The following is a 25,274-nucleotide window of genomic DNA, read 5'->3' as shown; positions in this document are numbered from 1 at the left end:
TCATCCTTTGGCAAATTATTCGCTGTAGAGGTTTGTTTTATTTCACTATCCTTCAGAACAAGAACAGAGAATGCCACTGCAAAAAGTGAAACAATTGCAGAAACTAAAAACGGGATTTTTAATCCAAAATCAGCTAAGAATCCGCCAATACCTGGTCCAACGACGATTCCAAGTGACATTGCTGCAGATACTAAGCTATTCCCTTTCGCACGTTGCTCCAACGTCGTTATATCTGCCACATAAGCAAATATCGCTGGTATTAGTAAGGCAGCTCCAATTCCTCCGATAACACGTGAAGCATATAACAACCAAATAGAATTAACCGCATAAAAAACAAACATTGATAAGGTTAAACCTATTAGTCCGTAAATTATCATCTTTCTACGTCCATATTGATCAGCCCATTTTCCAGCAATTGGAGAAAAAATCAATTGAGCTCCTGCAAAAATAGCAATCATAAGCCCCGCAGCTGTACCCCCTTGATTAATTGACTCTAAATATGCTGGTAAAATCGGGATTATAATTCCGAAACTTCCTATTGCAATAAACATGTTAATCATTAAAATGATCATCTTTTTCCTTTGCTCTGCTGACATGTGTGACAGCCTCTCTTTCCATATTGAATTCTAATTTGGGATATGCTCTTTGATTAATATATCTCCAATGAAACATAAAAAAACCTCCCATCCAAATCTGAACAGGAGGCAATGTCATACAGCAAAAGAAATAATTAATAAATTTCATTTTGTCTATATAGGCACACTACTAATCCTATCCAGAAAAGATATCGCTAAAAACAGATTGATTTTCTGAACAGGAAAAGAGCACTTAAAATCTTATTCCGTATTAAGGGTTTTATCGACCTTAAAAAGTACAGATTATCCCATTCAAAAAAACATCAATGCAACTTATAACGAATGTTTTTCTTGAAAATAGGATTATAAAATCATGTACTTACTACACCCTTCCACTTTTTAATAACTCTATACTAAACAATAAGCCAAACAAAAGTCAAGATAATAATATTGTTAGTCTACCTATTATCATTTCTGAATGGACCATAACGTTCGAAAATAGTAATGATTATTTAAGGCTCTTTTTTAAGCGATTGTTGCTTTTAAAACGAAAACTACTATTACCTATTCGGATTCATGTGAACCTCTTCATATGGCTGAACAACAACAAAGCCATCCCCTTCAAATTTCATTTGTATCGATTCACCGCTTCCACGTCCAAAAAATGTTTTTAACGTAATATCTGTTTGAAATTCTGGTTGTAAATTTCCTGACCAAGCCACCGTCGCATTCGGATCAGTGATAACAGGTCTTCCTGGTGTTACCTTTAATGTGAGTGGCTCATAATGAGAGGTAATAGCGACCATCCCTGTTCCCTCACACCGAACATTGAACAAGCCTCCAGCCATCATACCTGCAATACGTTTCATAAGTTTAATATCCCATTGTATACTTTGTTCAAATGCGAGTAGATCATTACCATTCACAAAGATTACATCATTTTGCAATTGAAGAATAATCACCTTTTTCCCTTCATCTGCAAGATATAACTTTCCCTGACCGGTTGCCTTCATTAAAGAAGTACCTTCACCAGTAAGTGCCTTTTTAAATGATTTTCCTAGTCCATGCTCTAAAATACCTTCGCGTTCAAATTTAATTCTTCCGTTATATGCGATCATTGATCCAGCTTTAGCCCAAACTTGACTTTCTAGGTTCACTTCGAGAATACGTGGACTCTCTAATTCAAACAACCCTTCACCTTTATCCTCTTGTTCAGTTTGTTTAATAAATTCATCAATTGAATATCTAGTCAATGCTTACACGTCCTTTCTATACTTGTATATACGTGTAACCCCTTGCTATGTTTCATTTATAATTTCCTTAATAAAAAAATGTCAAAATAATTTCTGACAAAACCTACTAATTACTAGTCCTCTCATATTCAAGGAGTTCAGTCACGGTTTGAAATTCATACCCCTGTTCATGTAACTCTTTGATAATCCCCTCAACTGATTCAAGTGATTCTTTTCGACTTTCATACATAACATGCAATAAGATAATTGAGCCATTTTCAACATTGGAACGAACATGATCAATGATTTTTTCAGAATCGGCTCCAATATTTCCATCTGTTTCCGGCTCTATATTCCATACTATTGATGGTCGATTATGTTCTTCTAAGTATTTTGGCAAAAAGATGAACTTCTTCCCATAAGGTGGTCTAAATAGAATCTCTCCTTGGTATCCCGCTTCCCTAATCAGTTTATCCGTCTTTTCTATTTCTTCTTTAACAAAGGATGGTGATTTGAATACCATTCTTTGATGGGAATACGTATGATTTCCGACTTCATGTCCTGCTTTTACAATTTCTTTAGCCTCTACAAAATTTTCCTCAATTTCACTTCCAGTTAAGAAAAAGGTAGCCTTAATTTTATTTTTATCAAGTATTTCCAATATGTCATCTGTTTTACTTGTTGGCCCATCATCGAATGTTAAGGCAACAACCTTCTCGTTGGTGTCTACCTTATTTACAATTTCACCGAATAATTGATAGCTTGTCGAGTTTATTACTTGCAAAAAGCAATAGCCCAATCCAATGAGTAGGCCAAAGAGTATGATGAAAACCTTTATACTTTTCTTCATTTTTCCCTCCCATAATTCTTCATACAAAAGAATGAAAGGCTAAGAAAGCACAATGTTTGTGCAAATCTTAGCCCTCATACATTAAAAATAAACAAGATAAATAACAAACACTAATACAATTCGGTAAATCGCAAATGGAACAAGCTTAATTTTGTTAATCAGCTTCAGGAAAAAGCGGATAGAAATTAACGCAAACACAAACGCACTAATGAACCCAGCAATGAAAAATGGCATCGCATCAAGTGTAAAGTATTGCCAGTTTTTCAACAATGATATACCACTAGCACCAGCCATAATTGGAACTGCCATAATAAATGTAAAATCAGCAGCTGCGCGATGACTCATCCCTAGTAAAACTCCGCCTGAAATGGTTGATCCTGATCTAGAGAAGCCAGGCCAAAGTGATAAGCATTGGATGAATCCAACAGACAGCGCTTGTTTATAAGTGATTTGGTCCACTGTTTCAATCTTAGGCTGCTTTGGACCAAATATGTCTGCTAAAATCATTAAAATAGCCCCAATCACTAAACCTACTAATACTGTTTCGATTGAAAATAAATGTTCATCAATATAATCCTCGAAAAGTACGCCTAATACACCAGCTGGAATCAAGCCTACGATAACCTGTGAAAGCTTAAGACGATTTTGATTTGAACCTGATTTTTTGTTTATACGCCCTAATCCTAGTAAATCAATAAATCGATCCTTAAAGACAACAACAACAGCTAATATAGAACCAAGTTGAATCACAATTTTAAATGTATTCGCTACATATTTCCCCAAAAATTCTTCTGACTGTAACCACATATCATCAACAATAATCATATGACCTGTTGAAGAAACTGGCGCAAATTCCGTCAATCCTTCTACTAATCCAAGGATGACTGCTTTTAAAAGTGTTAGAAAATCCATAAATTATTCTCCCTTATAAGTATTTCTTTTTTTAATAAATAGTAGCAGGGCCACAATCATCCCAACCCCTATCAAAACATAAATGATATTAGAGTAAATGTCCATAAAATGAACGATTTCTTCCCATGACTCGCCAAATTTAGCACCAACTGAAACTAAAATGATATTCCATACTAATGTTCCAATTGTAGTAAAGAGTAGAAACAACCAAAAATTTAAACGAGACATTCCAGCCGGAATTGATATAAGACTTCTAATTAATGGAATGATCCTACAAACGAGCACTGTCCAGTATCCATATTTATCAAACCATTGATCAGCTCTATGGATATCTTTCTTTTTCACTCGAAGAATATGCCCCCACCGATCTACAATTTTCTCAAGTCTTTCTACATCCAATAGATTACCAATCTTATACAGGATTGCTGCCCCAACAAGTGAACCAGCTGTTGCAGACAAAACAACTCCTGGTATTGATAAATTAGTAAAGTTCGTCGACATTCCCCCGAATGTAAGTATAACTTCTGATGGAATCGGAGGAAATACATTTTCTAAAGCAATCATAAGAAAGATCCCCATATAACCAAATTGTTCAATAATATCTGTAATCCAGTTTTCCATTATAACCTCCTATAGTGGTTGATCAAATCAAGGATTTTTTCAACTTTCTTACATACATTTTTCGGATAAAGAAGAAATAAATAAGCTGCGCAAGAAAGAAACAAACAAGTACAACAATCGTTTCATTTGCAATAGATAAAGTGAAATAGCTTTGTAGTGCTCTAAAAGCAAAAAGACTGTGAATAGTTGCAACAATAATCGGGATAAAAAATAATAAAAGCAGTTGTTGTGTGACAATTTTAGTCAACTCTTGGTCAGTTAAACCAACTCGCATGATCGTCAAATATTGTCGTACATCATAATCCATATCTGCATATAAGCGGAAGTATAAGAAGCTTCCTGCAGCAATGAAGAAGACCGCTCCAATTAACAATGCAATAAACAACATCATGTTAAACAAGCTTATTTGTTTATAAAGTAACGTTCCACTTACAGTCATTGCATATGACTTGTTTTCTTCATGCATGACCTTACCTTCATTTACGAATCCCTCAAGCATTCCATTTGTACCCTTGTAATCTTTTATAAAAAAACCAGTAAATAATTCTTTCTTTACGTCTACTTGTAATTTTCTAAATAAATCATCATTTACGATGAGACCTTCGTCTTCAACGAGTTCCCGCGGAATAACGACATGTTCTGTGAAATCGTTTCTTTGCACCTTTATGTTGTTTTGTCCTAATGTATAGGTATACTTGCCAATGTCATTTTCAAAACGATGTGTCGTCATTCCTAATACTTTATTATTTGCAGGTGGCTTCTCATGGAATTCAAAGCCTGCCAATAACGCTACCATTTTATAATCTGAAAAAGAAATCACAGGAAGCTTTTCAGGAGAAGATCGGTCAGAAGCTGAAACAACCTCAACGTAAATAATCGGAAATTGTAACGTTGAAAAAGTAAACTTGTTTTCATTTAATTCTGATTTGATTTGTTGAACATTTTGCTGGTGGGCTAATTGCTCATCTTTTGCTACATAGCTAATGGCTGCAGGATAATCAACTTCAAATTGTTTATTAATCACATTCATCGAAGCTAATGTTCCCACCGCACAAAAAGCCACCGTTGAAACGATTGTTACCATAAAAAACATTCTAGCATTATCCTTCATTCGATACGCTAAGTTAGAAATGGTGATCATATTTGTTTTCTTCCGGAATATGCGTTTCTTTTTCTGTAACCATTTAATAATAAACACGGATAACTGTGTGTAGAAAAAATACGTTCCCACAATCGTCATGCCTATAACAGGAAGCATTCGATATAATAATGACTCCATTGTTGTCGTAGCGGATAGATAATAACTAGTAAAAAGGAGAACTGCTGCTCCGAACGACAAGAAGGAAGAAACCTTCAAATCCTTTTTTGGTTTTTGTCCTGCTTGAAATAAATCGATTAACTTATTTGTCCCAACAAGAATCGTTGTAAAGAGAGAGATGCACAGAAATAGCAACAAAAAAGCGACTATTGTTAAGATTAATGCTTGATAGGATAAATGAAAGGAAAGTGACTTAATATTTAGCATCACAGAACTGATCATTAAAAACAGTTTACCGATTATTAATCCTGAGCCGATTCCTACTATAACTGCCCCTATACCAATCAGCATGTTTTCTAAAAATACGAGCCAATTAAGTTGCCTTCTAGTCATTCCATGCATCATTAAAATTCCAAATTCACGTTTTCTCGTTTTTAAAAAGGTCCCCACGGAATAAAAGACAAAAAAGAAGGAAAAAAAGTACATTATTAATTCAGCTGCTGTCATCAATTGAACAGCAACAGAATTGGTAACACCTTTTTGGATATCAGGATGAAAAATAAAGAGTGCATAGACAAAAAAGATCATAACAGAGAAAGCACTACTTAAAAAATAGGCAGCATATGTACGTTTATTTCGAATGACATTTCTATAAGCGAATTGTGGAAAGGTCATGACTATTTCCCCCTAACAAAGAAAGCATATCAATAATTTTTTGATAGAAGGTTTGTCTATTCTCACCACAATAAATTTCGTTATAAAGTTTTCCGTCTTTTATAAAAATTACTCGATTGCAATAACTCGCTGCCACTGGATCATGTGTAACCATTAAGGTTGTTGCACCTTCCTCTTTATTAAGGGAAGATAATGTATCCATTACATCTTTAGATGCTTTTGAATCCAAATTACCCGTTGGTTCATCTGCTAAGATAAGCGACGGTTCGTGAATAATAGCCCGTGCGATCGCCGTTCGTTGCATTTGCCCTCCGGAAATTTCATACGTTCGTTTTCCTAGAATTTGTTCGATCCCTAATTTCTTAGCTAAATAGGTAACCTTTTTATCCATCTCTTCAACCTGTTCACCATCTAATGTAAGTGGTAAAACAATATTTTCTTCAACTGTTAAAGTATCTAACAAATTATAATGCTGAAAAACAAAGCCAAGTTCATGCCTTCTAAATAAAGCTGTATCCTTACGATTCAGGTGATGCGGATTTTTACCATTGATAAAAATTTCACCAGATGTTGGCTGGTCAATCGTTGCAATTAAATTTAGTAAGGTCGTTTTACCACTCCCTGATGGACCCATAATCCCAACAAATTCTTCTTTTTCAATCGAGAAACTAATATTATCTAAAGCAGTCTGCGCAATTTTACCTTCATATATTTTCGTTAAATGGCGTACTTGTAATATCGACAACCCTTTCACTCCTTGTTAATTCTACCTCATATATTATCTAGAATGGAATGACTCTACCATGTCGTTATATTACAGTTAGCTTACAATATTGTAAGAAAAGCGAAAGCGCCTTGGTCAGTGGTAAAATACTTACCATTAAAACTCTAAAAACTTATCATTCTAGAACACTATCCGCACAATCGTACCTGAATTCACATCTGATTCTATTTCTACTCGATGACCTAATTTATCACAAATTTGTTTTACAAGATAAAGTCCCATTCCTGTAGACTCTTGAAAATCTCGACCATTTTCTCCAGTAAAGTATGGATCGAATACACGTGGTAGGTCACTTTTAGGGATACCAACCCCTTCGTCGATCACCTCTAAAACAGTTTTATTTTCATTCCGACTACCTCGAAACACAATTTTCTTCCCTTTTTCTACTGTATACCTAACAGAATTGGTCATAAGTTGTGAAATAACAAAAGAGAGCCATTTTTCATCTGAAACAACTTTTATTGAAGAATCGATAGCAAGTTCAGGGTAGACTCTATTGCGAATAAATAGACGTTTTTGACTAGAAGTTAATTTCCGAACTAATTCTTTTAAATGAATGGTCTCCACATGAAAATCTCTTTCAAACATATCTAGTCTTGAACTAAACAAGACCATCTCTAGCCCCTTTTTTAGACGATCAAGCTCCTCATCAATCGATTCCAAAAGCTCATCCTCTAAATCTTGAATACTTAAATGAATAACAGAAATGGGTGTTTTCATTTGATGAACCCATTGATTAATAAATTGGATATGATGATCGAGTTTATGTTTGTATGTATATAGCTCTTGTTTATAATTTTGCATTTGTTGTTTTTGAAATCGATCCAAGCTTTCGGGTAATGGAGCTGATTGTAATTCGATATTTACATCACTAAGTGAAGAAGGCGGTGTTGATAGCCTTTTATAAAAAGACCGATTCGTTACATAACGAAGGAATAGGTATCCGATAAATATACATGTACTTAGAAAACAAGCGTATACCATTGTTGCCCAATGATCAAAACCATCTAGCAAAAAAAGAAGGAGAACAACCAAAAGTTGAATAAAATAAAAGAAGGTTAATGGTAGATGATCACGAATAAACAGTTTCATGATTCTTTACTCCAATTCGCCTTCAATTGATACCCTTTTCCTCTAACAGTTTGCAATGCATCATCAATATGACACTGTGCCAGCTTCTTACGCACTCTTGTTATGTAAACATTTAACGTATTGTCATCGACAAAGGCTTGTTCATCCCATATTTTTTCTAGCAAACGGTCACGACTAACTACCCGATCTGCTTTCTTCATTAACTCTTCTAATATTCTTGCCTCAGTATGACTCAACTCGACCTTTTGTTGCCCAAGCCGTAATTCAAGCCTTTCTACGTCCAAAATCAAACCATTAACATTTACATTCCAGCCATTTTGATTTGTTGCATATGAACCATATGCTCTTCTTAAAAGGCTTTTTATTTTTGCAAGAACAATTTCATAATCAAATGGTTTTGTAATATAATCATCTGCCCCATTCTCCAACGCCATCACTTGATCCATTTTAGCGTCTCTAGCAGATACAAATAAAATTGGGCATGTCGATATTTTCCTTATTTGCCTACACCAGTAATACCCATCATATTTCGGTAAATTAACATCGAGTAAAACAAGATGTGGTTCAATCTGTCCAAATTGTGCTAAAACTGTATCAAAGTTTTTAACTGAGTAAGTTTCGTATTCATATTTAGTTAGAAAGTCTTCTAGCAGTGAAACTAGCTTTCCATCATCTTCCACTATAAAAATTTTGAACATGATGATATCTCCTCTACCTTTTGTTATTAGTATGTATTTATTTCCCCAGTGTAAGTATAACTTCAATAGGAAGATGATGGAATTATTTAATGTTAAGACTTTCGAAAAATGAAATAGAACACTACAGTAGATTAATATTGCAACGGAGATTAATTTCACTATATGCCAGTGAAGTTAACATCTATATCAAAAAAGAACCAGTATCTATTGAATACTGATTCTTGTTTTACGGGGGGTGAAATAAATGTTATATCTGATTGGTTTTTAACTTTTTTTCAATAGACGATTTTGGACAATGTCACTAAATTCATACAAAATGAATTGAGGAATAGTTTGTTCCTGATTATTCATATCAGATTCTACCTTCCTCCGTTTACAAATAAAAGAAGAAGGCTAACCCAAGAGAGCATTTTACCCCTACTGCTTGAGTCAGCCAAAATATTCTTACTTAGAATGACGAGTATCTACTTTTTCCTGTTCTTCTGACATTAAATCTTTTGCTGAATTTTTAAATTCTCTTAATGTATTTCCAAATGCACGACCAATTTCAGGTAGCTTAGATGGCCCAAATATGATAAGAGCAAGAATTAAGAGTAAAATGAGACCGGGTACGCCAATATTTTGTAGCACGTTGTTACCTCCAAAAATATGTTTTTTCTACTGGTAAACTTGAAAAATGCTATTTATTCTTCTAGTTGTTATCCTTTTATTTTTTCCTTTTCATTAATTAATGGTAGAGGATCGATGCTTTGATCATTCGCAGTTAAATCAATTCCATAATCCTTTGCGAATACCATATGCGTATCAACTAGCACGCCCTCTTTATTTTCATCTAAATTGAACACTCTTGCTCCGCGAAGTCTATTTCTTTCAGCACCAGATAGCCCGTAAGTACCAAATCCCGTATTACCCGCATATCCAAGCATGATTCCATAATAGTTACCACAATATGTGTTTATATGATCATGGCCACAGAAAACCCCTTTAACGTCACCTCTATCTAACATTGCTGAAAACAAGCCACTATTCACCGGACCAGGACATTCGTCTTCATTTCTTTCTCCGACAATATTATGCCTTTTCATTGCAAGATCATGGCTAGCAGATGTTCTGCTATCAACACTTCCATACCACATAAATCGATGTTCCCATAATGGAATATGAATAAACACAAGTGATGGTACTTTATAGCCGTATTGCTTTTCAATTCTTTTAGATTTCTCATAATACCAATTTATTTGATTAAAACGAAGCCAGTCCCATGTAGGGTATCCCTTAAAATCTTGCCCAGCTATTTGCGATGGGGCATATCTGCCACTATCAAGAAGCCACAGGTTGAACGCAGCATTTTTGCCTTTTGACTGTCTAATGAGGAGGTTCATATTTCCAGTTCCAGTAATGCCTTTTTCACCAGGTTCGTTCATATTATATTTGTAACTCATGTAAAATTTCAGCATATCCTCTTCATACATACCACTTTTTGATGAAGAATCTTCATCATGATTTCCAAACGTAACTGCCCATTTAATTTTTCTTTCTTCCATTGGCTGAGCCACATTGTTAAGAGCTTGTTTCATCTCTAATTCCGTATCACAGCCCCCTGTTATACAATCGCCATTAATTACAACAAAATCCGGCTTCTCTGAATCAAGAACTTTCTCCATTAGCTCAATTGTTCTTCGATCAATTCGTTCGTCATCTTGAGTATCATTGAATTGGACGACTTTAAACTTTCCATTCGAATTAAATTGAAGTTTCGTATGCTCTTGGCCCTTTGCCTGTACAGTATTGGTCAGTAAATCACCTGGTAATCCTGTTGTCGCAAGTGTTAAGGCAAGTGTACTCATTCCGCCAATTTTCAAAAAGCTCCTTCTGTCTAACCCTTTGGTATGATCCATGTTACTCATTCCTACCTACCTCCATTTTCTTAATTAATCGGACCCAGTAATCGAAAAATGAAAAAATTTAAGAATTCTTTTTCACACGCCCAACCAAGACCAGCTAAAAATACTTAATAAAATAAACTGTCTCTTAGCGTGCTCTTCTTCTACATAGTAGGATAAAAATATTAATAGATTATTAATCATGCTAGAAAGGTAAGTTAAAAAAACACAGAAAAGACAAAAAACAAAAAAAACACAGAAAGCGACATTCATCCCCTTTCTAATAGAAAACTCTCAAGTTTTTCTAGTAGAAAAGATAGATAAAATAGATGTTTATTTGTTTTGCTTCAACTGTCATTTTTGTTTAATTTACAAAAGTTAATATATTCGTAGTCTTTTTTTTATATTCAGTTTTTATAATGGATTAAAACAAAACAAATCAAAAAATCATAAAATGCTCTGGAGGAATAATGAATACATCGTATATGACTGAAAGACAAAAAATAATAATAAGAGAACTCGAGATAAAAAATAAAATTAGTGTCGTAGACTTAGCATTAAAGTTAAACGTAACACCTGAAACGATACGAAAGGATTTAAGCACACTTGAAGCGAAAAGGAAATTACGGAGAATTCATGGTGGTGCAATCCAATACTTTGGATTAATTAAGGAACCTCATTTCAATAAAAAAGTCGGAATTTCTCACAATCAAAAAAAATTGATTGGTGAAGCTGCCGCAACGTTCATTATGGATGGAGAAACCGTCGTACTAGATGTAGGGTCAACAACCTTACATATTGCTAGTTCAATTAAGAATGTTCAAAATGCCACGATTGTGACCAACTCTTTAGCTGCCGCGGAAATTTTAAATAATCGCTTAGAAAACCGCTTATTTGATGGAAAGGTCATTGTCCTTGGGGGCACAACCAATCCACTGCAACGTTCAATTAGTGGCTCGTTAACAAATATGTTGTTAGAGAATTTTTATTTTGATAAAGCCTTTATATCATGTGGAGGAATAAACAAAGATGGAATCTGCGATTTCAATATTGATGAAGCTGCTGCATCTTCAATCATGATTAAAAAAGCAAGCCAAGTTTTTGTTGTAGCCGATTCCTCAAAAATGAATCAGAGAGCACTTTTTCAAATCGGTTCATTTTCATCTATCGATTATGTCATAACTGATTCAGAAATGCCCAACGATTGGTCGAAAGATGCAATGGTTAGGGGGCTGAATTGGGTAAATGTAGGTGATTCGCAATGAAAATAGATTACCATGTTCATCTTGAGGAAGGCCCCTATTCATTTCGATGGTTAGAGAAAACATATCATAATCTATTAACTGGACAACCAATATCAGAATTAAAACATTCCAAACAATGGCTTAGCGAATCCTTGCTTTTGTTATCAGAAAGAATGGCAAAAGGTGCATATGATCCAAGTTGGCTCGACCTCTATCTAGAGAATGCGAAAAAGAAAGGATTAAAAGAGGTAGGAATTGTCGATCATCTATATCGCTTTACAGAAAGCAGGAACTACTTCAAAAAACATATCTTGCTTGACGACAGTCGCCTAGGGTCTTTACAAAAGCAATGGCTCGATCTCGTAATGACAGAAAGTATGGATGATTTTGTGCAAGTAATAACAGCTAGTAAAGAAAAATGGGAAAAGCAAGGAATCAAATTAAAAATAGGACTGGAAGCTGATTATTTTGAAGCTGGAGAGGATGAATTAACAGAAATACTCGGTAAACATGACTGGGATTTTATCCATGGGTCCGTTCATTTTGTTCGTGGATGGGGATTTGATAATCCTCAAACGAAGGATGAATTTAAAAAATATGATTTATATGAGTTATACAAGGAATTCTTTCAAACTATAGAAAATGCCACAAGGAGCGGCTTGTTTGATTTTATCTCCCATTTGGATAATTTAAAGGTTTTCGGATATCGTCCAAATGAATCTGAACTAATACCTCTATATAAAAAGGTCGTAAAGGCTTTGAAGCAAATGAATGTAGCTACAGAGATTAATGCTGGTTTATATTACAGGTTCCCAGTAAAGGAAATATGTCCAAATGAAACATTTTTAGATTTGCTGATTGAGGAAAACATTCCCTTGCTCATTTCTTCTGATGCTCATTTCCCTGAAGATATCGGTGCTTTCGTACACGAAAATATTGAGATGCTGCAGCAAAAGGGAGTCAAGGAAATAGCTACTTTTGAAAAGAGAAATCGAGTAATGAAGCCTTTGTCATTGTAAAAGCATTCTGGATTGAAGGAACCTAGACCCCTTGTATCCCTTCAATCCTTTTATATTTTATCCACCATTTCAAAGACTCTGTATTAGTTAATTAAGGACTCACCGTATTCGGTAAGTCCTTTAGAAAGTATCGATTATATTGATTTTTGTTTTAATGGAACGGCATGTGTAGATTTTTCTCTTCCCCATACGATCGATAAAGCTAGACCCAATAATCCGATCGCTCCAGCAAGATAAAATACAGTAGCAAAATTGATATTCTGACTAACCGCCCCTGCTGCAAACGGCCCAACAAAAATCCCAATTGCATAGATGGCTTGAAACAATCCCATAGCTGTAGCTCGTTTGTTTAAAGGGATCGTTTGAATTGCCATCCCCATTAGGAGAGGGATCGTCATTCCTTGAGCATAGCCATTTAACATTTGTGTTACATATAATATCTCAAGATTCGTAATAAATGGGATAACAGCTGAAAATAGAAATGTCCCTAAAAATCCTACTAGTAAAATAGACCATTTATTAAAGCGATTTAATAAATATCTCCCTGTAATTATAGGCGCAACAGCATGTGGGATCATAAAGCTAAAAACAAGTACGATTAAACTGTCCTTTGTCGCCCCAATATTTAAAGCATATGTAGGTGTGAACCCAAACATTGTTATAAATAACACTCCATTAGCTAATGCAGATAATAAAGCGACCTTTATGACTAAAGGCTCCTTTATCACATCACGTAATTCTTTGAATTCAATTTTTTGATTGCTTGTTTGATTCCCCACTTCTCTTACCCAAAACGACATAACAATACCGATACAACCTAAAATACCGCCTAACCAAAAGGGTGTCTTCCATCCCCATTCACTTACAAGATACCCGCTCAACCCCATACTTATTAACTGGGAAGCCACTGTAACAAACTGAATATTCCCCATTGCTTTCGTCGTTTCTTCAGCTCTAAAGTAGCTTGCATATAAAACTGTAAAAGCAACCCACATTGAAGCAGTAACTCCAGATATCACTCGAGAAGCAAATGCAAAGCTTAAGCTCTCAGTCAACGCAAACCCAAAACAGCTAATCACACCGGTAACAAGCCCTACAATGATAAAAGGCTTACGAATTTGCATTTTATCAGAGATGATTCCAAGCGGAAACCTTAATAAAATCTGCATAATTCCATAGCTACCTGCAATAAATCCAATTAAAGTATAGGCTCCGCCAAGATAATCTAGATATTCAACAAAAATAGGAACATAAATATATAACGAAAACCAATAGATAAACGTAATAACGACGAAAAAAAGATGATAGTATGATGAGATTTTTTGAGTAGAATGGTTAGTGTTCAAGTTTTGTCCTCCTGTTCTAAAAAACATGACTAGTATTTACTTCTATAATATTAAGCCTTTTTCCTCTTGGTAATTCACCAGAAAATCATGAAGCTTGTGAACCGATTTTGGATATTTATCTTCGATTTTTGATATTTATCTTCGATTTCGGGAATTTATCTTCGATTTTTCGCTTTTATCGACTATTAGACAAAAATCGACAAAAAAACTTATTTCTACACCGTATGATCAAAAGAATACAGAGGGATACTACAAATTGAACTGTATTTACGAGAGGTGGATATGATGTTAAGTCCCGAAAAAATAGCAATAATAAAATCAACAGTCCCTGTATTAGAAAAGCATGGAGTAGAGATTACAACACGTTTTTACCAATTACTTTTCGAAAGTCATCCAGAGCTTCTTAATGTTTTTAATCAAGCAAATCAAAAAAGGGGCAGACAACAAACAGCTTTAGCAAACGCTGTTTATGCAGCTGCTTCGCATATTGAAAATCTTGGAGAAATACTAGATGAGGTGAAATTAATTGCTCACAAGCATAGAAGCTTAGGCATCAAACCGGAACAATATCCGATCGTCGGTGAGAATTTATTAAAGGCAATCAAAGATGTTTTAGGAGATGCAGCTACAGATGAGATCATTGATGCCTGGAGTGATGCGTATAACATGATTGCCGATGCCTTTATTGGAATTGAAGCAGATCTTTACCAACAAGCGAGCGAACAACCAGGTGGGTGGAAAGATTTCCGGAAATTTGTCGTTGATCGAAAAGTCGAAGAAAGTAGTGTCATTACATCCTTTTATTTAAAACCTAAAGATCAAAAGGAAATTGCTCAGTTTATACCAGGACAATACATAAGCGTGAAGGTTGAAGTGCCTGATGAAAAATATACCCAAATCCGTGAATACAGCCTATCTGATTCCCCAGGGAAAAATTATTATCGTATTAGCGTAAAGCGTGAAGATGAAATGAATAATAGTCCCGAAGGTGTTGTATCTAATTATTTACATAGCAAAATACAAGAAGGAGATACGATTGAAATTAGTGCACCAGCTGGGGTTTTCACTCTAGATACGAATACGAACCAACCAGTTGTCCTTATTAGTGGTGGTGTTGGTGTAACTCCATTAATGAGTATGTTAAATTCATTAGTTGACTCTCAATCGAGGAAAGATATTTATTTCATCCATTCTGCAATTAATAGTGAATACCACGCTTTTAAAGACCATGTAGAAAAGCTTTCATCCGAACATGACAATATCAAGTCTTTTGTATGCTATGAAAAGCCGACAGAAGACGATCAAAAAAATAAGAATTATGATAAAGAAGGATATCTTGATTTAAATTGGCTACATTCCATTCTTCCTTCAAATGAAGCAAGTTTTTATTTTTGTGGACCCATCCCATTTATGAAAGCAGTCTATGGAGCTTTAAAGCAATGGCAAGTATCAGAAGAGCATATTCATTATGAATTCTTTGGTCCTGCTGGAACATTAGAGGGAAATGGCGACTTTGAACCTGCACTTGATGATTAGAATCGTAAACTTAATCAAATATAAAAGGTGGACATCCAATACCGTTGTCCACCTTTTATCTATCCTTTATCACTTCAATATTTTATTCATTAAAAAATTCATCTGACTTAATAAGTGTTCTTTAATAGAAACATTTAGTTCCATTTCGTTAAGTGTTTCTTCCATCGTATCCAACCATATTTTAGCCCGTTCAGGAGATGTTTGAAACGGGTGTCTTTCAGTTACTTTTGATATATTAATAGCTTGATCTTTAGAAGAATCTGTATTAACCAGGCGAGCTATAAAGACTCTTTGTCTACTTTTTAGGAGATTAATGTCTACACCTCTCTCTGCAAACATTGAACTGAAGTAGGCATCTTTAGTAAGTTTGCTGTAAAATCGTTCTACCACCTCATCAATTTGTACCTGTTCTAAAATAATTGACATAGCAAATTCCCCTTTTTAATAGTGGCTGTTTTCGCAAACTTTGTTGCTTTTAAAATAGTATAGGGTTGGTTGATTGGCACTCCAGGATGCTCGCTTTCCGTGGGGCGTGCGATGAGCCTCCTCAGCGCGAAGCGCCTGCGGGGTCTCATCTGTCCCGCTACTCCCACAGGAGTCTCGCATATCCGTTCCAATCAACCTAATCAGTTTTGTTCAAAAACAACAATCTTTAGAAAAGAGCCTTAATAATAAAATTCTTCGGCTTCATTATAGATGAAATAGTTAAGGAGATAAGTGAGATAGCTCACAATTATTGAACGATTAATTTATTTTTAAAGTGTTATATAGCACATATCCTTACCATAACGAAAATAGGATGGTTTCAAGACCAAAAATAAAAATCACAATTTAAATACTTAAATATACGCGAGAGAAATGGAGGTTTCTCAAAAATGTCGAGCCAAACAGGGGCTATTGTCCAACATGCATTAGATGCTTTACTTGAAGATAAATCCTTTTTACCTAATTTACCTGATCGCGCTAGAGAACAAGCATTTACATCATTGGCAGCAATTCTTTCAACTCCAAATCATGTACATAAATCCTTTTTAAGAATCCCATTAGAAAAAGGGAAAATTGTACGCATCCCTGCCTTTCGTGTTCAACATAATGACACACTTGGGCCTTATAAAGGAGGGATTCGCTTTCACGAATCGGTGAATGAAGATGAAGTTGTAAACCTCGCTGCTTTAATGACGTTGAAAAATGCGCTTCATGAAGTTCCTTTTGGCGGAGGAAAAGGAGGCGTTGTCATTAATCCAAGAGATTTCACTGAAAGGGAACTGCATTTAATATGTGAAAAATATGTTCGATACTTTAGTGATATTCTAGGGCCTGACAAGGATATCCCCGCACCCGATGTTGGTACAGGGGATCGTGAAATGGACTGGATGATGGCAGAATATAAAAGCATCCGACCTGGTAAACCGTATAGAGGTAGTTTCACAGGGAAGAGTGTTGTTAATGGCGGTTCATTAGGACGAAGAGAAGCTACAGGTAAAGGTGTTTATTTTACCTTTCGTTTCATGCTCTACGATTTCTTGAAAGATCATAGCAAGTGGCTTACTGAAACTAATAATAGCTTTGCCAAAACAGCATTAGCTCTCGCTGATCGCTCACTAAAAGTAGCAGTTCAAGGGTTTGGAAATGTAGGCTCCATAACGGCTCTTGAGGCTTACCACTGTACACATTTAAAAAATAAAGTGGTTGCTGTAAGTGACCGTAATGTTACCTTATACAACTCAGATGGATTAAATATCCCAGCATTAGTTGAGTTTACAACGAAGAATGGAGGAGACCTCCCTACTACAGAAGAACAGCTGTCTCAGAATAAAATTAAAGCTGAGATTAAAACCCGAGATGAAGTTCTTTCTCTTGATATTGATGTATTGATCTTGGCTGCATTGGAGGATCAAATTCACCAAAGTAATATGGAGCAGGTGAAAGCAAAAATGATTGTAGAAGGAGCAAATGCACCAGTTACCGGTGAAGCAGATAAGTACCTGAGTGACAAAGGTGTCATTATTGTCCCTGATATTCTTGCAAACGCAGGAGGGGTCATCGTTTCGTATTTTGAATGGCTCCAAGGCCGTGAAACTCAATTTTACAGTGAAGAAGAAGTGTTTAAGCTGCTTTTTGACAAGATGGAAGTAACAATGGATACAATTCTCCCCCAGTTTTTTGGTGATCCATTTTCTTTGCGTCAAAACTGCTATATTCATGCTGTTATGAAGTTATGCACGATTTTGTATCGTCAGGGTAAATTGTATTAAGATTTATAATGGGGGAGAGGAAATCTCTATTCCCCCATTGTTAACCTTAATTAAGTAGGTATTCTAGTCTTTTGGCATTAATTTCATACCGATAAATTTCATTTCTGTCATATCTTCAATTGCATATTTAATGCCTTCTTTACCAATTCCACTTTGCTTAACACCACCATACGGATGATTATCCTGCCGGTACGTTGATATTTCATTAATCCATACCCCGCCCATTTCTAATTGATCTGCGACACGCATCGCTCGATCAATATCTTTAGTGAACACCCCTGCTTGTAAACCATATATGGAATCATTGGCTACTCTAATTACCTCATCCTCATTATCAAAGGGGATCACAGATACGATCGGTGCAAATACCTCCTCGGAAACGATTTTCATCGTATGCTCAACATTTGTCATGATTGTTGGGGAGAGAATCGCACCATTTCGGGTGCCACCCACCTCTATTTTAGCGCCATTATTTACAGCATCATCAATCCAAAGCTTTGCCCGTTTGGCTTCTTCCTCCTTGATCATTGGCCCAATGTCCGTCTCTTCTTTCGTTGGGTCTCCAATTGTTAAGGCTTTTGTTTCCTTTATAAACTGTTCTAGAAATCTACCATAAATACTTTTCTGAACATAAATTCGTTGTGCAGAGATACAAACCTGCCCTGAAAAGGCAAATGCCCCTTTAACTAATTCGGTTACAGCGCGTTGGATATTACCGTCTTCAAAAATGATATTTGGTGAATTTGACCCTAATTCAAGTGTAACTTTCTTAAAGCCAGCTGTTTCGCGAATTTTCCTTCCAACTGGCAAGCTTCCCGTAAAGGTAATTTTGTGTACCTTCTCATGAGTGACAAGAGGACTGCCAATCTCTTCTCCAGTTCCCATTAATAGATTTAACACACCATCTGGAAGACCTGCTTGTTGGAATAACTTAACTAGCTTATAAGCAGATACTGGCGTTTTTTCAGCAGGTTTAAAAACGATGGTATTACCAGCTGCAATAGCTGGTGCAATTTTATGCAGAGATAAATTTAACGGGAAGTTGAATGGTGTAATCGCTCCTACCACACCTAATGGTATCCGCTTTATAAGTCCCATACGATTTTCTCCACCAATTGCCGCATCCATTGGGATAACTTCTCCGGTAATATTTTTTGCTAGTTCAGATGCAAATCGAATCACCTGAACTGAACGTGCAATCTCGTCTCTACTATATTTAATCGGCTTTCCAGCTTCCTGGACAATCGTTTGAGCAAAATCCTCCGCATTTTCTTCTAATAAATCGGCAGCATTTCGTAATATTTCGCCACGTTGATGAGCAGGCATCTTTTTCATGGTAGAATGAAATGTTTCAAAGCTATTCGTTACCGCCTCATCAAGATCCGCTTTTTTTGCTAATGCTAATTCCGCTACGTTTTTTTGATTGAACGGGTTTTTCACCTCGAGTGTATCTCGATTACTTTCACTTCTCTCTTGTCCATTAATTATTGAGCCAAGTCGCATGTTGGATTCCTCCTTTCATTTAACAATCAATATCTCTTAGTTTTTCTGTTAATTTCATATTCTCACTATAATCAACGGGACAATCGATAAGAACGGGTTTTTTTAGTGAAATTGCTTTTTCTAAAATGCCTTTAAGCTCCTCACCTTTTTTTACTTGGAGAGCCTCAAAACCATAGGATAAGGCGAGTTGAATAAAATCTGGATTTCCAAATTTAATATTGGAAGAACGATTAAACTTTTTCAGCTGATGCCATTCGATTAAGCCGTACCCATCATCTCTCCATAATAAAACGATAATTGGTAGATTAAGTCTTTTCGCTGTTTCTAGCTCGGCACCTGTCATTTGGAAGGATCCGTCGCCACAAACAGCAACAACAGTACGCTCTGGATGGACAATTTTCGCACCAATTGCTCCAGGTACAGCGATTCCCATTGATGCGAGACCATTTGAAATCAAACAAGTATTTGGTTGATACGTATGGTACATTCGAGCCATCCACATTTTATGTGCGCCAACGTCAGAAATAACGATATCTTCTTCTTTTAAAACAGAACGTAAATCAGAAATGATCTTTTGCGGTTTAAGCGGGAAGCTTGTATCCTCTTTAAATTGTTCTAATTCATTTAGAGCTTTTTTGCGAACGTTAGCTACCCAAGCATTGTTTCTTTCTTTAGGTGAAAGAGCTTGTTGCAATTTTTTTAAGTTCTCATTAATATCTCCAACCACATTTAGTTGCACTGGATAGCAATCATCTGTCTCAGCTTCCTCTGTGTCAATGTGTAGTATTGGTGTTGCTCCATCAGGATTCCAGTTTTCTGGAGAGAATTCAGCGATGTCAAAACCAATTGCGATAATTAAATCAGAATCCTTAAAACCGCAAGTAATGTAATCCTTCCCTGCTAATCCTGCTGTAAGTAAACTAAGCTCATTTGTCCAGGAAAGTGCCCCTTTTCCCATAAATGTATGGACGACTGGAATATTTATCTTTTCAACTAGAGTTCGTAATTGGTCTGAAGCATGGCCTCTAGTTATCCCGTTACCTGCCAAAATAATTGGATGCTTCGCCTGTTCGATGAGTATAGCAGCCTCTTTTATAACCTGATCTCCTGCTTCTGATAACGTGTATTTAGTTACTTCTAAAGGAGAGGAAGCATTAACCTCCATCTCAGCAATATCTTCTGGGAGATCAATATGGGTTGCACCGGGTTTTTCTTGAGTTGCTACTTGAAACGCTTTACGAATCACTTCAGGTACAATTTCACCCTTTTTTATTTGAGCATTCCACTTTGTAACAGGTTCATATATATGGATCAAATCATAATACTGATGACTAATTTTATGTTGACGGTCTAAACCAGCTTGACCAGTAATTGCAACAATTGGATTTAAATCCATGTTCGCATTGGCTACACCTGTTAGTAGATTTGTTGCTCCTGGTCCTAAGGTGGCTAAGCAGACACCAGGCTTTCCAGTAAGTCTTCCGTATGTACCAGCCATAAATGCCGCACTCGTTTCATGTCTTGTTACGATGAATTGAATACTTGAATCAAGAAGAGCATCCATAATATCAATATTTTCCTCACCAGGCACACCGAAGATATATTCAACACCCTCTTGCTCAAGACATTTAATTAATAATTCAGCAACTTTCATTAAAAACACCCTTTGTAGTATGATTATCTGCTAGTTAATAATTGGTGGAGGCTCCCGGACTGTCCGCGGAAATCAACAACCGCGTCTAGTGCCTAATAATTAAAACCGAATAGATCTTTAGCTTCCTTTGTAAACGATTGTTTGATAAAGATCCTCTAGTGGCCAAACTTCCCCTTTTTCATTTTTATAAACAATATGTTCTCGATTAAAATGAACTGGGGAATCTAGTCCAGCAGCTGCGGCTAGTCTAAACAAACCTTTACGCATTGTAATTAAATAGTTAGCTGTGCGATATTTTTTTTCATCAATAACAAGTGCTTTTTGTAATTCTGGGTCAGTTGTTGCGACACCTACCGGACAAGCATTTGATTCGCATTTTAATGCTTGGATACAACCGACTGTTATCATAAATCCTCGTGCGATATTGACCAAATCTGCCCCCATTGCTAAGGCTATTGCTATTCGATCTGGAGAAAATAGTTTACCTGAAGCGATTATTTTCACACGATCACGAACTCCATGTCTAATTAAAGCGTTGTTTACAAGCGGTAACGCAGATTTAATAGGCAAACCAACACTATCAGCTAATTCTTGATAGGAAGCACCCGTACCACCTTCACCACCATCTACCGTAATAAAGTCAGGTCCCTTCCCTGTCTCTTTCATGATTCTTGCCAATTCATCTGCTTCATGATGACTTCCAATGACAACTTTCATTCCTACAGGTTTCCCGGTATGGTCGCGGATCCGCTCAATAAAATCAAATAATGAAGGTAAATCACTAAATTCTCTAAAACGATTTGGACTATCAATTGATTTAAATGGTTCTACCATACGTATTCTTGCAATTTCCTCTGTTACCTTTTCACCATCAATATGACCTCCCCGTGTTTTTGCTCCTTGAGCTAATTTAATTTCAAATGCTTTCACTTGAGGTATTTTACTTTTTTCCGATAATGCTTCCCAACTAAAATTCCCCTGTTTATCTCTAACCCCAAATAAACCTGGGCCAATTTGCATAATAATATCAACACCACCCTTTAAGTGATAGTCAGAAATGCCACCTTCCCCTGAATTCATCCATGTTCCTTTCGCTATTCCTAACCCTTCTGAAAGTGCAGTAATTGCGCGATCACCTAATGAACCATAGCTCATTGCTGACATTCCAATTTGGCCTTTTACGATAAAGGGGTACTTCGTATCCTTGCCAATAACAATCGCATCTTCATCTTCTAATAAATAGGCAGATGATTCATGTTTCTCTAATTCTTCCTTTTTCTGCGTAAATAAAGGGTCCTTTAATAATAAATATCGATTTGTTGTTACCTTAGTATCCTGGTCCATTTTTAACTCTTCCGTTAATTTAGGAAACATTGAATTTCTTATATAAAAACCTTGTTCTTCAAAATCACGCTGTGACCCAAACCCGATCACATCCCGTTTATATTTTGCTTTTTTTACAATATGTTGATAATCCTTACGCGAAAAAGGCTTCCCTTCATTATCATTGTTAAAAAAATACTGACGGAGCTCTGGACCAATCTGCTCCAGAAAATACCTCGCTCGTCCAATTACTGGATAATTCCGCAGAATAGGATGCTGCTTTTGCGTTCGATCTACAATATATAAATAAATGACAATCACTAAACATATTAAAAGAATGACAGCAAAAAAAACAAAACCAATAATCGTTAAAACGTTTGCTAAATTCACACTTCATTCCCCCCTAAATAAAAATGGTTATAGGCTTATTTAAATCAGATAAATTGCCTGGGTCCTAGATTAGTATTTATAGTTAAGATTCTCGAACTGGGGTAAATTTATCCATTAATTTTATAAAACCCAATTAAAAAAAGACCCATTTCACTATATGAAATGCGTCCGATTGCGTTATATCGATATGATGTTTATTTAGGACAAAAAAACCTAGAAGTCATGCCCCTAGGTTGATCCGAATCATTTTTAACAAACTCCAGCTCAAGCTGATATTGACGCTGTCTCTTTTCCTATTTCTTTACAATCATGACTCCATATCCATCTAATGAAGTTGTCCCGTTAAATTCCTTACCTGTTAACAGGTCTGTTCCTTCACTTATCTCGAATTCTATTGTTGATGCATTGTGGTTCATGACAAATAAGTAAGAGAAACCATCCTTGCTTCTCTCTGTCACTTCCACCCCTTTTGGAACATCAAGTAATGGTTTTATTTCCTTTTCATCACAAATCGTTTTCACAAAATCCGTTAAAAACGCTGTGTCAGGGCATGTTCCTACGTAATACGCTTTCCCTTTTCCATAGGAATTACACGTAATCACCGGTGTACCCGCATAAAAGTCAGAACCATATTCAGCCAGCACTTCTGCACCCTCTGAATGGATAATATCAAACAATAAACTGCACTCATAGCTACCGGTTAGGCTGCCTGCTTCTTTTTTGACGACAATTTGATTTTTTTCTTCAGGTGGCAGAGAATCGATTTCCTCAACCCAAATGCCAAGGAGATCTCGCAGTTCTCCTGGATAACCGCCAAGGGTGACAAGGTCATGTTCATTCACAATTCCGCTAAAGAACGTTGTCACAAATGTTCCTCCATTTTGAACAAATTCTTTTACCTTATTGGCATACCCTGATTTCACCATATATAACACGGGCGCAAAGACGATTTCATATTTGCTTAAATCTTCATCAACACCAATCATGTCAACCGAAATATTTTCTCCAAATAAGGCGGCATAATATTTATGAACTTCATTTACATAATCCAATGCCTTTGAAGGGCCACTTGATAATTCCGTTGCCCAGCGGTTTTCCCAATCAAACACGATCGCTACTGTAGCTTTTACACGTGCATCGAGCAATGTATTAGAAAGCTTCGACAGTTCCTTGCCAAGTGCAGATGTTTCCCGGAAAACTCTAGTATTCTCATGACCAACATGTTCGATCACTGCTCCATGGAATTTTTCACAGGCTCCAACTGATCTTCTCAATTGGAAAAACATGACCGTATCCGCACCACGGGCCACTGCTTGATAGCTCCATAAGCGCATAACACCCGGCCGTTTCAACGAATTATATGGCTGCCAATTTTGCTGGCTCGGCGTCTGCTCCATTAACATAAAAGGCTGGCCGCTTTTCAAGCCTCTCATAAGATCATGCCTCATCGCCGTAAAGCTCTCAGGTGTGTCATAAGCAGGATAGTTATCCCAAGAAACAACATCCATTTCTTTGCCCCATTTAAAATAATCGAGCTCTTTATAGGTACCCATTAAATTTGTTGTGATTGGGATAGTAGGAGTATGCTTTTTCAAGACATCCCTCTCAAGCTTAAAGCATTCTAGTAAGCTATCGGATTGAAAAATTCGATAATCTAAAGATATTCCTTGAAAGCTAGTAGAATCCCCATTCCACTCTTCACTTAAAGCATTCGGAGGGACAATTTCATCCCAATCATAAAACGTATGACCCCAAAAGCGAGTGTTCCATGCTTTATTTAGGCTCGCTAAGTTTCCATATTTTTCTTGAAGCCATTTTCTGAAGTTCTCAGCACAGTTGTCACAATAACAGTAGCCGCCATATTCATTGGAAACATGCCAAATTAATACTCCAGGATGATCCTTATATCTTTCACCTAACCGGTCTGCCATCTGTTCTGCATACTTTCGATAGGTTGGGCTGTTTGGACAGGAATTGTGTCTACCGCCAAACTTCCGTTTTCTTCCTTGGTAATCAACCCTTAGTACGTCTGGATATTTTTTTGCCATCCAAGCTGGATGCGCCGCTGTACTAGTTGCCAAACAAGTATATATTCCATTTTGATATAAACGCTCAATTTGTTCATCCAGCCATGCAAAATCATAGGTTTCTTCATTAGGTTGATTTAATGCCCAAGAAAAAACATTTAATGTTGCTACATCAATTCCTGCTAGTTTAAACATACGGACATCTTCATCCCAATCCTCTTTTTCCCACTGCTCTGGATTATAATCTCCGCCATACCAAATTTTTGGAAGCTTTTCGTTAATCATATTTAATCACCTTTTTCCTTATATCATTTTAATTCCATTGTATACGATTACAAAACAGGATTATATATAATATAATGGAAAGCGATATAAGAAAAAGGAACCGATTAAACAA

Annotated in this window: 21 protein-coding genes (1 of these 21 cut by a window edge); 4 read left to right on the top strand and 17 right to left on the bottom strand. The window is 36.2% G+C overall.

The annotated features are described in order from the left end of the window. The 11 genes from WCV66_RS07165 to WCV66_RS07115 all read right to left on the bottom strand — a co-directional run. Positions 1-596 carry the 5' end (the start) of an MFS transporter gene (locus tag WCV66_RS07165; RefSeq protein ID WP_338788457.1) on the bottom strand. Its footprint begins 616 nt before the window's first position, so only the first 596 of its 1,212 coding nucleotides appear in the window; the start codon lies at positions 594-596; its stop codon lies off the left edge, out of view. Between the two features lie 539 nt (positions 597-1,135). Next, positions 1,136-1,828, bottom strand: coding sequence for an AIM24 family protein (locus WCV66_RS07160; RefSeq protein ID WP_066328948.1), 693 nt, complete (start codon positions 1,826-1,828; stop codon positions 1,136-1,138). Positions 1,829-1,934: 106 nt separating this feature from the next. Continuing rightward, the gene (locus WCV66_RS07155) at positions 1,935-2,657 is read right to left on the bottom strand and encodes a polysaccharide deacetylase family protein (RefSeq protein ID WP_338788456.1); all 723 of its coding nucleotides are present in this window, start codon (positions 2,655-2,657) and stop codon (positions 1,935-1,937) included. Positions 2,658-2,738: 81 nt separating this feature from the next. Continuing rightward, positions 2,739-3,569 carry an undecaprenyl-diphosphate phosphatase gene (locus WCV66_RS07150; RefSeq protein ID WP_066328950.1) on the bottom strand — a complete coding sequence of 277 codons (831 nt, stop codon included), beginning with the start codon at positions 3,567-3,569 and terminating at the stop codon, positions 2,739-2,741. A gap of 3 nt (positions 3,570-3,572) precedes the next feature. Then, positions 3,573-4,190, bottom strand: coding sequence for a DedA family protein (locus WCV66_RS07145; RefSeq protein WP_338788455.1), 618 nt, complete (start codon positions 4,188-4,190; stop codon positions 3,573-3,575). Between the two features lie 22 nt (positions 4,191-4,212). Beyond that, positions 4,213-6,123 (bottom strand): ABC transporter permease, encoded by a 1,911-nt coding sequence (locus WCV66_RS07140; protein WP_338788454.1) that lies wholly within the window; start codon positions 6,121-6,123, stop codon positions 4,213-4,215. Then, a complete protein-coding gene (locus tag WCV66_RS07135) occupies positions 6,098-6,868 on the bottom strand; it encodes an ABC transporter ATP-binding protein (RefSeq protein ID WP_338788453.1) in 771 nt (256 codons plus the stop codon). Before WCV66_RS07135 ends, WCV66_RS07140 begins: the two co-directional genes overlap by 26 nt. 159 nt (positions 6,869-7,027) lie before the next feature. Further along, the gene (locus WCV66_RS07130) at positions 7,028-7,999 is read right to left on the bottom strand and encodes a HAMP domain-containing histidine kinase (protein WP_338788452.1); all 972 of its coding nucleotides are present in this window, start codon (positions 7,997-7,999) and stop codon (positions 7,028-7,030) included. Further along, positions 7,996-8,697: a response regulator transcription factor gene (locus WCV66_RS07125; protein ID WP_338788451.1), complete on the bottom strand. Its 702-nt coding sequence runs from the start codon at positions 8,695-8,697 to the stop codon at positions 7,996-7,998. The genes WCV66_RS07130 and WCV66_RS07125 overlap by 4 nt, the downstream gene beginning before the upstream one ends. Before the next feature lie 444 nt (positions 8,698-9,141). After that, positions 9,142-9,327: a twin-arginine translocase TatA/TatE family subunit gene (locus tag WCV66_RS07120; RefSeq protein ID WP_066328976.1), complete on the bottom strand. Its 186-nt coding sequence runs from the start codon at positions 9,325-9,327 to the stop codon at positions 9,142-9,144. 68 nt (positions 9,328-9,395) lie between these two features. Beyond that, complete coding sequence (locus WCV66_RS07115) at positions 9,396-10,604, bottom strand: metallophosphoesterase family protein (RefSeq protein WP_338788450.1); 1,209 nt, start codon at positions 10,602-10,604, stop codon at positions 9,396-9,398. 446 nt (positions 10,605-11,050) lie between these two features. Between WCV66_RS07115 and WCV66_RS07110 the strand changes: the two genes are divergently transcribed. Then, positions 11,051-11,845, top strand: coding sequence for a DeoR/GlpR family DNA-binding transcription regulator (locus WCV66_RS07110; protein WP_338788449.1), 795 nt, complete (start codon positions 11,051-11,053; stop codon positions 11,843-11,845). Next, on the top strand, positions 11,842-12,843 hold the full coding sequence (locus WCV66_RS07105) for a histidinol phosphate phosphatase domain-containing protein (protein WP_338788448.1): 1,002 nt from the start codon (positions 11,842-11,844) through the stop codon (positions 12,841-12,843). The genes WCV66_RS07110 and WCV66_RS07105 overlap by 4 nt, the downstream gene beginning before the upstream one ends. 134 nt (positions 12,844-12,977) lie before the next feature. Here the strand turns inward: WCV66_RS07105 and WCV66_RS07100 are convergent, their stop codons facing one another. Next, positions 12,978-14,189 carry an MFS transporter gene (locus tag WCV66_RS07100; RefSeq protein ID WP_338788447.1) on the bottom strand — a complete coding sequence of 404 codons (1,212 nt, stop codon included), beginning with the start codon at positions 14,187-14,189 and terminating at the stop codon, positions 12,978-12,980. Between the two features lie 285 nt (positions 14,190-14,474). Between WCV66_RS07100 and hmpA the strand changes: the two genes are divergently transcribed. Beyond that, positions 14,475-15,725, top strand: coding sequence for an NO-inducible flavohemoprotein (gene hmpA / locus WCV66_RS07095; protein WP_338788446.1), 1,251 nt, complete (start codon positions 14,475-14,477; stop codon positions 15,723-15,725). 69 nt (positions 15,726-15,794) lie between these two features. Here hmpA and WCV66_RS07090 read toward each other — a convergent pair whose 3' ends face one another. Continuing rightward, the gene (locus WCV66_RS07090) at positions 15,795-16,151 is read right to left on the bottom strand and encodes a hypothetical protein (RefSeq protein WP_338788445.1); all 357 of its coding nucleotides are present in this window, start codon (positions 16,149-16,151) and stop codon (positions 15,795-15,797) included. Positions 16,152-16,600: 449 nt separating this feature from the next. Here WCV66_RS07090 and WCV66_RS07085 point away from each other — a divergent pair, with 449 nt between their 5' ends. After that, positions 16,601-17,980, top strand: a complete 1,380-nt coding sequence (locus WCV66_RS07085) for a Glu/Leu/Phe/Val dehydrogenase (RefSeq protein ID WP_338788444.1) — start codon at positions 16,601-16,603, stop codon at positions 17,978-17,980. A 63-nt stretch (positions 17,981-18,043) separates the two neighbouring features. Here WCV66_RS07085 and WCV66_RS07080 read toward each other — a convergent pair whose 3' ends face one another. The 4 genes from WCV66_RS07080 to WCV66_RS07065 form a co-directional block, all read right to left on the bottom strand. Beyond that, a complete protein-coding gene (locus WCV66_RS07080) occupies positions 18,044-19,483 on the bottom strand; it encodes an aldehyde dehydrogenase family protein (RefSeq protein WP_338788442.1) in 1,440 nt (479 codons plus the stop codon). A gap of 19 nt (positions 19,484-19,502) precedes the next feature. Beyond that, on the bottom strand, positions 19,503-21,137 hold the full coding sequence (locus tag WCV66_RS07075; RefSeq protein ID WP_338788441.1) for an acetolactate synthase large subunit: 1,635 nt from the start codon (positions 21,135-21,137) through the stop codon (positions 19,503-19,505). Positions 21,138-21,254: 117 nt separating this feature from the next. Continuing rightward, positions 21,255-22,850, bottom strand: a complete 1,596-nt coding sequence (locus WCV66_RS07070) for an FMN-binding glutamate synthase family protein (protein WP_338788440.1) — start codon at positions 22,848-22,850, stop codon at positions 21,255-21,257. A gap of 293 nt (positions 22,851-23,143) precedes the next feature. Then, positions 23,144-25,162, bottom strand: coding sequence for a beta-galactosidase (locus tag WCV66_RS07065; RefSeq protein ID WP_338788439.1), 2,019 nt, complete (start codon positions 25,160-25,162; stop codon positions 23,144-23,146). Positions 25,163-25,274: the final 112 nt, after the last annotated feature.

This window comes from Metabacillus rhizosphaerae (assembly GCF_037201795.1).
Lineage (GTDB): Bacteria > Bacillota > Bacilli > Bacillales > Bacillaceae > Metabacillus > Metabacillus rhizosphaerae.
This window is presented reverse-complemented; position numbering and strand designations above follow the sequence as displayed.

Coding starts and splice junctions, on each gene's coding strand:
- WCV66_RS07145 (WP_338788455.1), bottom strand. CDS start 4,190: ATGGAAAACTGGATTACAGATATTATTGAACAATTTGGTTATATGGGG.
- WCV66_RS07090 (WP_338788445.1), bottom strand. CDS start 16,151: ATGTCAATTATTTTAGAACAGGTACAAATTGATGAGGTGGTAGAACGA.
- WCV66_RS07125 (WP_338788451.1), bottom strand. CDS start 8,697: ATGTTCAAAATTTTTATAGTGGAAGATGATGGAAAGCTAGTTTCACTG.
- WCV66_RS07155 (WP_338788456.1), bottom strand. CDS start 2,657: ATGAAGAAAAGTATAAAGGTTTTCATCATACTCTTTGGCCTACTCATT.
- WCV66_RS07085 (WP_338788444.1), top strand. CDS start 16,601: ATGTCGAGCCAAACAGGGGCTATTGTCCAACATGCATTAGATGCTTTA.
- hmpA (WP_338788446.1), top strand. CDS start 14,475: ATGTTAAGTCCCGAAAAAATAGCAATAATAAAATCAACAGTCCCTGTA.
- WCV66_RS07065 (WP_338788439.1), bottom strand. CDS start 25,162: ATGATTAACGAAAAGCTTCCAAAAATTTGGTATGGCGGAGATTATAAT.
- WCV66_RS07130 (WP_338788452.1), bottom strand. CDS start 7,999: ATGAAACTGTTTATTCGTGATCATCTACCATTAACCTTCTTTTATTTT.
- WCV66_RS07140 (WP_338788454.1), bottom strand. CDS start 6,123: ATGACCTTTCCACAATTCGCTTATAGAAATGTCATTCGAAATAAACGT.
- WCV66_RS07105 (WP_338788448.1), top strand. CDS start 11,842: ATGAAAATAGATTACCATGTTCATCTTGAGGAAGGCCCCTATTCATTT.
- WCV66_RS07080 (WP_338788442.1), bottom strand. CDS start 19,483: ATGCGACTTGGCTCAATAATTAATGGACAAGAGAGAAGTGAAAGTAAT.
- WCV66_RS07115 (WP_338788450.1), bottom strand. CDS start 10,604: ATGAGTAACATGGATCATACCAAAGGGTTAGACAGAAGGAGCTTTTTG.
- WCV66_RS07075 (WP_338788441.1), bottom strand. CDS start 21,137: ATGAAAGTTGCTGAATTATTAATTAAATGTCTTGAGCAAGAGGGTGTT.
- WCV66_RS07150 (WP_066328950.1), bottom strand. CDS start 3,569: ATGGATTTTCTAACACTTTTAAAAGCAGTCATCCTTGGATTAGTAGAA.
- WCV66_RS07110 (WP_338788449.1), top strand. CDS start 11,051: ATGAATACATCGTATATGACTGAAAGACAAAAAATAATAATAAGAGAA.